Genomic DNA, 10,651 nt, shown 5'->3' with positions numbered 1-10,651 from the left:
GTCGATCGGGGCTCGATCGCCGCGGTGTCCGAAGGCGAAGTCGCCGAATCCGCGGCCCCGTAGACTGGTGACCATGACCGATGCGAACGGCGCTGCGGATGTGGCGACCCTGACGTTCGAGCAGGCCCGCGACGAGCTCATGCACGTCGTCGCGGAGCTCGAGCAGGGCGCACCGACCCTCGAGCAGTCGCTGTCGCTGTGGGAACGGGGCGAGGCGCTCGCCAACCGCTGCGACGAATGGCTCGTCGGCGCCCGCAAGCGCCTCGACGCGGCCCGAGGTGCATCGTCGGACGGTGACGCCTGATGGCATCCCACCCGCGAATCGTGGCGGAGCTCGGTCGCCCCGAGACACCCGAGGAGACCGCGGACCGCAAGGCGGAGGCATCCCGCGTCTACCGCTCGAGCCAGACGTTCCGCAATCTGATCGCCGCGCTCATCGCGACCCTCGCCATCGTGTTCGTCGTCACGGCCATGGTGCCGCGTGGGGACATCGCCCAGAACGCGAAGATCGACGTCGCCGCCCAGGCACAGCAGGTGGCGTCGGGTTACGGCACCAAGCCGGTCGTCCCCGTCGTGCCGTCGTCCTGGCGGGTGAACGCCGCGAACGTCAGCGGCGACAAGGTCGCGACCTGGACGATCACGTACGTTCCCGGAACGCAGGGCTTCCTCAACGTCGCGCAGGGGTTCGGCGCCGACACCACCTGGGATGCGCGGCTGCTGAACAGCGCGCCGAGCGACGGCACCGTCACCATCGACGGGATCGTCTGGACGCGCTACGAGATCGGCGACCCGGCTCAGGCGGGCAACGTCTCGTACGCCCTCGCCACCGCCGCCGGCCGCGACCGCATCATGGTCTACGGCGCCACCGACCCCGACACGGCGGCCACGGCGGCCCGTGCCCTCGCCGACCAGATCCGATCCCTACGTGCAGGAGCCTCATGACCGACGTCCGCCCGACTCCCCAGCAGGCATGGGACGAGATGCGCAGCGGCAACGACCGCTTCGTATCCGGAGCGCCCCATCACCCCGCCCAGGACGTGGAGCGCCGCCACGAGCTGACCACCGGTCAGCGCCCCATCGCCGCGCTGTTCGGCTGCGCCGACTCCCGCCTCGCGGCGGAGATCATCTTCGACAAGGGGCTCGGTGACCTGTTCGTCATCCGCAACGCCGGGCAGGTGCTGTCGGAATCCGTCGTCGGGAGCATCGAGTACGCCGTCGCGATCCTGGAGGTGCCGCTGCTCGTGGTGCTCGGCCACGACGCCTGCGGCGCGGTGCGCGCCTCGATCGACAGCACGCGTCAGGATGCCCCCGAGCTTCCGCCGCACATCTGGCGGCTGATCGCTCCGATCGTCCCGGCCGTGCAGCGCGTGATGCGCGCCGATCCCGACGCGACGCCGCTGAACGTCGATTCGGAACTCGTCGGCCGAGAGCATCTGCGGGACACCATCGACGAGCTGATGCACTCCTCGGACATCGTCTCCCGTGCCGTCGACGAGGGACGCCTGGCCGTGGTGGGCGCGAACTACCGACTCGAAGAGGGGCGCGCCGACGCCCACATCATCATCGGCCCGGTGTCCGACACCGAGGCCTGAACACACACGCACACGCGCGGCCCCGCCGCAGGAAAGGCACGAGCATGACTGAGTACCGCATCGAGCACGACACCATGGGTGAGGTGCGGGTGCCGGCATCCGCCCTGTACGGTGCGCAGACGCAGCGCGCCGTCGAGAACTTCCCGATCTCGGGCAAGGGCCTCGAGTCCGCGCACATCGCCGCGCTCGCCCGCATCAAGAAGGCCGCCGCGCTCGCGAACGCCCAACTGGGCGTGCTGGATGCCGCGATCGCCGATGCGATCGCCGGTGCCGCCGACGAGGTCATCTCCGGCGTCCACGACGACCAGTTCCCGGTCGACACGTACCAGACCGGGTCCGGCACGTCCTCGAACATGAACATGAACGAGGTGCTCGCGACGCTGGCCACCAACCGTCTCGGCGCCCCCGTGCACCCGAACGACCACGTGAACGCGTCGCAGTCCTCCAACGACGTCTTCCCGACCTCGGTGCACATCGCCGTCACGCAGGCCCTCATCGACGACCTGATCCCGGCCCTGGACCACCTCGCCGTCGCCCTCGAGGCGAAGGCGGAGCTGTGGAAGGACGCGGTCAAGTCGGGCCGCACCCACCTGATGGATGCCACCCCGGTCACGCTCGGCCAGGAGTTCGGCGGATATGCGCGGCAGATCCGCCTGGGGATCGAGCGCGTGCAGGCCGCCCTCCCCCGCGTCGCCGAGGTGCCGCTGGGCGGCACGGCCGTCGGCACCGGGATCAACACGCCGATCGGCTTCCCGCAGAAGGTCATCGAGCTGCTCGCGGCCGAGACCGAGCTCCCGATCACCGAGGCGAAGGACCACTTCGAGGCGCAGGCGAACCGCGACGGCCTCGTCGAGGCATCCGGAGCCCTGCGCACCATCGCCGTGTCGCTGACGAAGATCAACAACGACCTGCGCTGGATGGGCTCGGGCCCCAACACCGGCCTCGGCGAACTGCACATCCCCGACCTGCAGCCGGGATCGTCCATCATGCCCGGCAAGGTCAACCCGGTCATCCCGGAAGCCACGCTCATGGTCTGCGCCCGCGTCATCGGCAACGACGCGACCATCGCCTGGGCCGGAGCCTCCGGCGCGTTCGAGCTCAACGTGGCCATCCCGGTGATGGGCACCGCTCTGCTCGAGTCGATCCGACTGCTCGCCAACGCGATGCGCGTCCTCGCCGACAAGACCGTCGACGGCCTGCAGGCGAACCTCGAGCGCGCCGCCGCGTTCGCCGGGATGTCGCCGTCGATCGTGACGCCGCTCAACAAGGTCATCGGGTACGAAGCCGCCGCGAAGATCGCGAAGCACTCGGTCGCCCAGGGCATCACCGTGCGCGAGGCCGTCATCGATCTCGGCTACGTCGCGCGCGGCGAGATCACGGAGGCCGAACTGGACTCCCGGCTCGACCTGCTCTCGATGACCCACGCGGGCTGACCGGCTCCATTTCCCAGTCGCTGCGGCGATAATCGCAGAGTGGAACGTACGCGCAAGCCCGTCTCGGCCCGCGCACGCATCGTCGGTGCTGTTCTCGCCGTCGCGTGCGTGGGTCTGGCGGTGGTGGGCAGCGTGACGTTCGCGGTGCAGCAGAAGAGGGCGTTCTCCGACATCGACCAGCGACTGCACGCCCAGGTGGCGAGCCTGCAGACGGTCGCGAGCGCCGGACCGACCGGTCAGACGTCCTCGGGGTCGGCATCGGGCGACCCGCTCAACATCAAGAACTTCGCGTCCGTGGACGCCTACCTGAAGGCCGCCGTCGCGCTGCTCGTGCCCGCGCAGAACGAGGCGTCCGTGGCCGTGCTCGACGGGCAGGCGCGGTACCGCCCCGAGACGCTGTCCGGGTTCGACATCTCGCACGACACCGCGTTCATCAAACGCGTGGTCGCCGAGACGAGGAATGCGGATGCCGCCGTTCTCGGCACCGCCCGCACCGCCCAGGGGTCGCTTCGCTACATCGCCATCCCGGTGACGATGAAGGGCGATCCCGAGCGCGGCGTGTACATCCGGGCAGTCGATCTCGACGGCGAACTGGCGCCGGTGACCGCATCCGGGGCCACCTACGCGCTCGCGGCGCTCATCATGCTGGTGGCCATCGGCACGGTGGGATGGTTCGTCGTCGGACGCCTGCTCTCCCCCATCCGACATCTGCGCGACACCGCCGACGCGATCACGCTCACCGACCTCGGCGCCCGCATCCCCGAACAGGGGAACGACGACATCTCCGACATGACCAGGACCGTCAACTCGATGCTCGACCGGCTCGAAGGCTCCGTCGACGTGCAGCGACAGCTGCTGGACGACGTCCGGCACGAGCTGAAGACGCCCATCACGATCGTGCGGGGACATCTGGAGCTGATGGACGCGGCGGACCCGGCCGACGTCGAGGCGACCCGCGAGATCGGGATGGCGGAGCTGGATCGGATGACCCGGCTGGTCGAGGACATCGACGCGCTCGCCTCGCTCGAGGGTCCGGACGACCTCACGATCACCGAGGTCGAGGTCGCCAACCTGACGCGACGCGCCGGCGACCTCGTCGCCGTCATCCCCGGGCACACCTGGCTGGTCGCCGATGTGTACGACGGCGTCATCGCCGGGGACAGCGATCGCCTCCTCCAGGCGTGGCTCCAGCTCGCCGACAACGCCGCCAAGTACACGCCGGAGGGCAGCCCGATCGAGGTCGGAAGCGACGCCGACGCGACGCACGTACGCCTGTGGATGCGGGACCACGGTCCCGGCATCGCGCCTGCGGCCCGCCACCGCGTCTTCCGGCGCTTCGACCGGGCCGGGGGAAGTCGCGGTGTCAGCGGTTCCGGGCTGGGCCTCGCGATCGTCGATGCCATCGCCCGCGCCCACGGCGGTTCGGTCGCCGTGACCGACACACCCGGCGGCGGCGCAACCATCACCATCCATCTGCCGCTGCGCGCCGAGCACCTCCCTTCGCCGGTGCGCGCCGGAGATGTGCTCATGCAACGAGAGGCAGTGGAATGACACGGATCCTGATCGTCGAAGACGAGCCGCACATCGCGTCGTTCGTGGCGCGCGGTCTGCAGCACGCCGGGTACGAGACCGTGATCTGCGAGGACGGCGCGGAGGGCCTGGAACGGGCCCGCCACGGCGACATCTCCCTGGTGCTGCTCGATGTCGGGCTGCCCACCATGGACGGCTTCGAGGTGCTGCAGACCCTGCGTGCCGATGGCCTCCGCATGCCGATCATCATGCTCACCGCCCGCACCAGCACGCACGACACGGTTCTCGGGCTGGATGCCGGCGCCAGCGACTACGTGCGCAAGCCCTTCACGGTCGACGAGCTGCTGGCCCGCGTGCGCTCGCGTCTGCGGGAGGCCGAGGTGCAGGGCGGCCCGCTGCTGCGCGACGGCTTCCTGCTCGACCCGTCCTCACGGCGCGCGAGCATCAACGGCCGCGAGATCGACCTGTCGGCACGGGAGTTCGCGCTGGCCGAGGAGTTCCTCCGGAACGCCGGTGACACGCTGTCCCGCGAGCACCTGCTGCGTCAGGTGTGGGGAATGGACTTCGATCCCGGGTCGAACGTCGTGGACGTCTACGTCGGCTACCTGCGCACCAAGCTCGGCCACGAGCGGATCACGACCGTGCGCGGCGCGGGCTACCGCTGGGAGTGACCGGGCGCGACCGCGACCGAACGAAGAAGCTCCCGGCGCTGGGGACGCCGGGAGCTCGAGGGGTTGAAGCTGGGGACTTCAACCATCAATCGCGCGCGTCTGGGGAGCGCGGCGATTGTTCCTTCTTCGATCCGGCGGAGCTGGGGGACTCCTTCGTGCCGGATTCGTCGCCCGCCGCAATGGCGGGGGTCTGGATCGTCCCGAGGGACGAGATCTGGGGAGTTGCGATCAGGAGGGCGTTGCGGTGCGGGTGCACGGTGCGCTCGGCCAGCTTCGCGAGTCGGGCGAGCTCCTGCTCGACCTTGCGTTCGGCTGCTGCCACCGCGCTCTGCCGCGCGGCCTGGGCCGCAGCCGGCGCTGCCGCCGCGGACCGGTCGGTGCCCGCGGACGACGAACCCGAGTTCGCGGCCGCGGTCGTCGATCGATGAGCACTCGATGCCGAGGCGGTCGCGCGGGTCGCCGTGCTCGCCGAGACGGACTGCGCGTCGGCGACCGTACGGCTCGTCGAGCGCGCGACCGTGGCCGGCGCGGGCGCGGCCACCGTGACCGCGTCCGTGTGAGCCGTGCTGTGCGCGACGCGCTGGATGCCGCCGGGCAGGCTGATCGCGGACTGCGCGAGGGCTTGACCGGATGCGTCGTTCAGCGCGAGTGCGCTGCCGATCGTCACGGCCGACGCGACGGCGAGCGTGACGACGGCAACGGCTGCGCCGCCGATCATCATGCTCTGTCGCGAGTCCACCGCGGTTCTCCTCATCTAGGTGCGTAGTCGTGCCTGAATAACAGTGTGGCGCAACCTGCCGCGAATGTCATGAATCACCCATGAGACTCTTCTCACACGGTTCTTCGTTCACATTCTAGTCCGTCGGGCTCACGAGAGCTCGCCTGCTTCGAGCAGGCGTGTCACGAGGGCCGCCACAGCCGAGCGCTCCGACCGCGTCAGGGTCACATGACCGAACAGGTCGTGGTCCTTGAGCGTCTCGATGACCGACGCGACGCCGTCATGACGGCCGACGTGCAGGTTGTCCCGCTGGCCCACATCGTGGGTCAGCACGACGCGAGAGTTCTGACCGATCCGGCTCAGCACCGTGAGCAGCACGTTGCGTTCCAGGGACTGCGCCTCGTCCACGATGACGAATGCATCGTGCAGGGTGCGCCCGCGGATGTGGGTGAGCGGAAGCACCTCGAGGATGCCCCGCGCCATCACCTCCTCGACCACGTTCCCGGAGACCACCGAGCCCAGCGTGTCGAAAACCGCCTGCCCCCACGGGCTCATCTTCTCCTGCTGGTCGCCGGGCAGATAGCCGAGCTCCTGGCCGCCGACCGCGTACAGCGGGCGGAAGACCACGATCCGGCGGTGCTGCTGACGCTCCAGGACGGCTTCCAGCCCCGCACAGAGGGCGAGGGCCGACTTTCCGGTTCCGGCACGACCGCCGAGGGAGACGATGCCGACGGCGGGATCCAGCAGCAGGTCGATCGCCAGGCGCTGCTCCGCGCTGCGCCCGTGCAGGCCGAACACGTCCCGGTCGCCGCGCACCAGCCGGTACTCGCCGTCCGCGTCCGTCACCCGCCCGAGCGCCGAACCGCGCTCGGAGTGGATCACGAGGCCGGTGTTCACCGGCATCCCCCGCACCGCATCGCTCGTCGCGATCTCGGTCTCGTACAGGTCGCTCATCTCGTCGCCCGAGATGGCGAGTTCGGCGACGCCGGTCCAGCCCGATTCGATGACCTGGTCGGCGCGGTACTCCTCCGCCGAGAGCCCTGCGGCGGACGCCTTCACCCGCATCGGCAGGTCCTTCGAGACGACGGTGACGTCCTCGCCGTCCGCCGCGATGGATGCGGCTGCGGCGAGGATCCGCGTGTCGTTGTCGCCGAGCCGCATCCCGGCCGGCAGCGCGCTCGCGTCCGCGTCGGACAGCTCCACGCGCAGCGTGCCGCCGTCGCCGATCGGCATCGGAAGGTCGAGGCGTCCGTGCGCCACCCGCAGGTCGTCCAGATGACGCAGCGCACGGCGTGCGAAGTAGCCGAGTTCCGGATCGTGGCGCTTGCCCTCGAGCTCGACGATCACGGTGAGCGGGACCACCACCGTATGCTCGGCGAAGCGGAAGAAGGCCCCCGGGTCACTCAGCAGCACGGACGTGTCGAGCACGTACGTGCGCACCCCCTGCGGCGTCATCGCTTCGCGCGCACGCCCCCGACGGGGCGCCCCCTCGCGGATCGAAGCTTCTGCTGGTCCGTGCAGTTCAACCTGTGCGGTCACGACCGGCTCCCCACCCGGGACATGTCCCGGACGCTCTCAGGCTGCCGGCGGCTCCGAGTCGTTTCCGTCCGGCCGACCCGATCGGGCACGATGCCCGATACCCGCAACCTATTGCCCGCGGGTCCCCGCTCGGCTGGATGACACGCCGACAGTCCGTGACCGGAACATGAACGGCCGGCGACGACCGGCACCGGTCAGCCGCCGAAGCGGCGGTTCCGGCGCGTGTAGTCGCGGATCGCGCGGAGGAAGTCGACCTCGCGCAGGTCGGGGCCGAGGGCCTCCACGAAGTAGAACTCGCTGTGCGCCGACTGCCACAGCAGGAAATCGCTGAGCCTCTGCTCCCCCGACGTGCGGATCACGAGGTCGGGGTCCGGCTGTCCCCCGGTGTACAGATGCTCGCCGATCTGCTCCGGGGTGAGGCTCGCCGCCAGCTCCTCCAGGGTGCCGCCGCGTTCGTCGTGCTGCTGGATGATGCTGCGCACCGCGTCGACGATCTCCCCGCGGCCGCCGTACCCGACCGCCAGGTTCACATGCAGGCCGGCGTTCTCGCGGGTGCGCTCCTCGGCCGCGGCCAAAACCCGGGCGAGGTCGGGCGGCAGCGCCTCGGCGCGGCCGACGTGCTGCACCCTCCAGTCGCGGGCGTGCGAGAGGCTGTCAGCGAGCTCGGCGATGATCTGCAGCAGATCCGTGAGCTCCTGGGCGTCCCGCTTCTGCAGGTTGTCGAGGGAGAGCAGGTAGAGCGAGACCACGCGGACGCCCACGTCGTCGCACCACTCGAGGAACTCGCGCATCTTCGCCGCGCCGGCACGGTGGCCGTGCGCGACCGACGAGAAGCCGAGCTGCCGGGCCCAGCGCCGGTTGCCGTCGATCATCATCGCGACATGGCGGGGCACAGCCTGCGGGGGCAGCTGGCGGCGAAGTCGATTGATGTACAGCCGGTACAGCGGACCCCGGCCCTCGTTCGACCCGGCAGATGTCACGCTCCTACGCTACCGCCCGAGCCCGCCCGTCGCCCGCTGCCCAGGCGGCGTCCAGCCTATGTACGGCGGACGGCATACCACGGCGCGTAAAATCGGCAGATGACCGCAATCCCGCCCGGAGTCGCCGGCAGCCCGCTGCCTCCTGCCACCCCGGGGCCTCTGCTGGAGATCAAGCCGGCCTGGCGCGGCTGGATCCATGCGGCCACCACTCCCCTGGCCGTCGCAGCCGGGATCGTGCTCATCTGCCTCGCCCACGGCGCCGCCGCCAAGTGGTCGTCTGCGGTCCTCGCGCTCACGTCTCTGCTGCTGTTCGGCAACTCCGCGCTCTACCACCGCATCCCCTGGCGGCCGCGCACGAAAGCGGTCTTCCGGCGCATCGACCACGCCAACATCCTGCTGCTGATCGCCGGCACGTACACGCCGATGGCGGTGCTTGCCCTGCCGACCGACAAGGCGGTGCTGCTGCTCTCGCTGGTGTGGGGCGGGGCGATCGCGGGCATCCTGTTCCGCGTCTTCTGGCTGGGCGCGCCGCGATGGATCTACGTCGCCCTCTACATGGTGCTCGGCTGGGCGGCGGTGATGGACATCGTGCCGCTGTTCCAGGCCGATGTCGCGATGATGGTGCTGATCATCATCGGCGGCCTGCTCTACACCTCGGGTGCCGTGGTCTACGCGCTCAAGCGCCCCAATCCGTGGCCGTCCGTCTTCGGCTTCCACGAGATCTTCCACGTGTGCACGGTGCTCGCCTTCGCCTGCCACTGGTCGGCGTGCCTGCTCATCGCGCTCAACCCCGTGTATCACGCGGGCTGAACCGCTCCGTGGGTGGGCGGACGGCGAGCGTGCCGACGTCAGTCGCGGGGCTCGTCGTCCCGCGTGTCCGACGCGGCCTGCTCGGCGTCGAGTTCCTCACGCACCTCTGCGCGGTACCTTCCCCGGCGGATGCGGCGCATCATGTCCCACACCAGCAGCACCGCGACGAGCGCGATCAGCAGGATCGCGCCGAAGCCCCAGGCGCCCGGCGTGACCGACGTCGGGTCGGGTCCGGTCGGGGACGGGCTCGGCGTCGCCGCGCTCAGCACGATGAGCAAAGGGTGCATGTGTCCTCGATCCGCGCGGAAGCGCTTAGCCTGGATTCCAAGCCTAACTTGCCGATGGAGACCCGATGACGACGCAAGCCATGCTCGACGAGCGCTATGGCCGCACCCGCGCGAAGACGTCGCGGCGACGGTCCTCGATCATCGCCGGCGCCGTCATCGCCGTCATCGTCGGCGTGATCGCGTGGATGTCGTTCGGCAACGCCTCCAACGCCGTGAGCGCCTCCGCGACCTCGTACAAGATCGTGGATGCCTCGTCCACGAGCGTGACCTTCCAGCTGACCGCGCCGGCGGGCTCGAAGGTGGCGTGCGTGCTGGAAGCCGACGACACGGACCACGGCATCGTGGGCTGGAAGGTGATCGAGTATCCGGCATCCGCCGCCGGCCACAACCGCACGCTGACCGAGTCCATCCCCACCGTCGGCAGAGCGACGACAGGTTTGGTGAACTCCTGCTGGGTGCCCTAGGCTGGCCGAACGCCCTTTCGACGCCCTGGTCTGCACCGGGGCGTCCTTCATATCCGATGAACGAAGGAGACCGACGTGTCGAACGACGCTCCCGTCACATTCCTCACCCAGGAGGCCTACGACCGCCTCGCCTCGGAGCTGGAGCAGCTCTCGACGGTCGGGCGCGAGGAGATCGCCAAGCGCATCGAGATCGCCCGCGAGGAGGGCGACCTGAAGGAGAACGGCGGCTACCACGCCGCCAAGGACGAGCAGGGCAAGCAGGAGGCTCGCATCCGCACGCTGCAGGCGCTGCTGAAGGACGCGAAGGTCGGCGAGGCGCCGGAATCCAACGGCATCGTCGAATCCGGCACCGTGGTGACCGCGACCATCGCCGGCGGCGAAGAGGTCTTCCTGCTCGGCAGCCGTGAGATCGCGGCGGACAGTGAACTCGACGTCTACAGCGAGGCCTCACCGCTCGGCGCAGCCATCCTCGGACTCAAGGAGGGCGAGAAGACCAGCTACCAGGCTCCCAACGGGCGCGACATCGCCGTGGAGATCATCAAGGTGGAGACCTACGCGGGCCAGTAGGTCGATCCCCTGCAAGAGAGCCCCGCTGCCGGTCATTCCGGGCAGCGGGGCTCTCTGCGT

The 10,651-nt window shown here is 69.8% G+C and carries 13 protein-coding genes; 9 read left to right on the top strand and 4 right to left on the bottom strand.

Annotation, left to right across the window (positions count from 1 at the left end; translation table 11 throughout):
• The first annotated feature begins 73 nt into the window (after positions 1 to 73).
• From VJR25_RS11735 to VJR25_RS11710, 6 genes are read left to right on the top strand one after another with little or no spacing between them, the layout of a single operon-like run.
• Entirely contained in the window at positions 74 to 304 is a 231-nt protein-coding gene (locus VJR25_RS11735; RefSeq protein ID WP_324115183.1) for an exodeoxyribonuclease VII small subunit, read from the top strand.
• Positions 304 to 942: a DUF4245 family protein gene (locus VJR25_RS11730; protein WP_324115181.1), complete on the top strand. Its 639-nt coding sequence runs from the start codon at positions 304 to 306 to the stop codon at positions 940 to 942. The genes VJR25_RS11735 and VJR25_RS11730 overlap by 1 nt, the downstream gene beginning before the upstream one ends.
• Positions 939 to 1,592: a carbonic anhydrase gene (locus VJR25_RS11725; protein WP_324115179.1), complete on the top strand. Its 654-nt coding sequence runs from the start codon at positions 939 to 941 to the stop codon at positions 1,590 to 1,592. The genes VJR25_RS11730 and VJR25_RS11725 overlap by 4 nt, the downstream gene beginning before the upstream one ends.
• A 44-nt stretch (positions 1,593 to 1,636) precedes the next feature.
• Positions 1,637 to 3,025: a class II fumarate hydratase gene (locus VJR25_RS11720; protein WP_324115176.1), complete on the top strand. Its 1,389-nt coding sequence runs from the start codon at positions 1,637 to 1,639 to the stop codon at positions 3,023 to 3,025.
• A 39-nt stretch (positions 3,026 to 3,064) separates the two neighbouring features.
• Positions 3,065 to 4,576, top strand: coding sequence for a HAMP domain-containing sensor histidine kinase (locus VJR25_RS11715; RefSeq protein ID WP_324115174.1), 1,512 nt, complete (start codon positions 3,065 to 3,067; stop codon positions 4,574 to 4,576).
• Entirely contained in the window at positions 4,573 to 5,226 is a 654-nt protein-coding gene (locus VJR25_RS11710) for a response regulator transcription factor (RefSeq protein WP_324115172.1), read from the top strand. The genes VJR25_RS11715 and VJR25_RS11710 overlap by 4 nt, the downstream gene beginning before the upstream one ends.
• An 85-nt stretch (positions 5,227 to 5,311) precedes the next feature.
• On the opposite strand, the gene VJR25_RS11705 is transcribed toward VJR25_RS11710, so the two are convergent.
• The 3 genes from VJR25_RS11705 to VJR25_RS11695 all read right to left on the bottom strand — a co-directional run bounded on the left by VJR25_RS11705 (position 5,312) and on the right by VJR25_RS11695 (position 8,463).
• Entirely contained in the window at positions 5,312 to 5,965 is a 654-nt protein-coding gene (locus VJR25_RS11705; protein WP_324115169.1) for a hypothetical protein, read from the bottom strand.
• 129 nt (positions 5,966 to 6,094) lie between these two features.
• Positions 6,095 to 7,399 (bottom strand): PhoH family protein, encoded by a 1,305-nt coding sequence (locus tag VJR25_RS11700; protein WP_324115167.1) that lies wholly within the window; start codon positions 7,397 to 7,399, stop codon positions 6,095 to 6,097.
• A 278-nt stretch (positions 7,400 to 7,677) separates the two neighbouring features.
• Positions 7,678 to 8,463 carry an isoprenyl transferase gene (locus VJR25_RS11695; protein WP_324115165.1) on the bottom strand — a complete coding sequence of 262 codons (786 nt, stop codon included), beginning with the start codon at positions 8,461 to 8,463 and terminating at the stop codon, positions 7,678 to 7,680.
• Positions 8,464 to 8,562: 99 nt separating this feature from the next.
• Here VJR25_RS11695 and trhA point away from each other — a divergent pair, with 99 nt between their 5' ends.
• A complete protein-coding gene (gene trhA, locus VJR25_RS11690; protein WP_324115162.1) occupies positions 8,563 to 9,273 on the top strand; it encodes a PAQR family membrane homeostasis protein TrhA in 711 nt (236 codons plus the stop codon).
• Between the two features lie 38 nt (positions 9,274 to 9,311).
• Here trhA and VJR25_RS11685 read toward each other — a convergent pair whose 3' ends face one another.
• Positions 9,312 to 9,560 carry a DUF4381 family protein gene (locus VJR25_RS11685; RefSeq protein WP_324115159.1) on the bottom strand — a complete coding sequence of 83 codons (249 nt, stop codon included), beginning with the start codon at positions 9,558 to 9,560 and terminating at the stop codon, positions 9,312 to 9,314.
• Between the two features lie 65 nt (positions 9,561 to 9,625).
• Between VJR25_RS11685 and VJR25_RS11680 the strand changes: the two genes are divergently transcribed.
• Together VJR25_RS11680 and greA are read left to right on the top strand one after the other, a co-directional pair.
• The gene (locus VJR25_RS11680) at positions 9,626 to 10,024 is read left to right on the top strand and encodes a DUF4307 domain-containing protein (protein ID WP_324115157.1); all 399 of its coding nucleotides are present in this window, start codon (positions 9,626 to 9,628) and stop codon (positions 10,022 to 10,024) included.
• Between the two features lie 75 nt (positions 10,025 to 10,099).
• Positions 10,100 to 10,591: a transcription elongation factor GreA gene (greA, locus tag VJR25_RS11675; protein ID WP_324115154.1), complete on the top strand. Its 492-nt coding sequence runs from the start codon at positions 10,100 to 10,102 to the stop codon at positions 10,589 to 10,591.
• The last annotated feature ends 60 nt before the right edge of the window (positions 10,592 to 10,651 follow it).

The sequence above is a fragment of the Microbacterium sp. genome, assembly GCF_035277845.1.
GTDB lineage: Bacteria > Actinomycetota > Actinomycetes > Actinomycetales > Microbacteriaceae > Microbacterium.
This window is presented reverse-complemented; position numbering and strand designations above follow the sequence as displayed.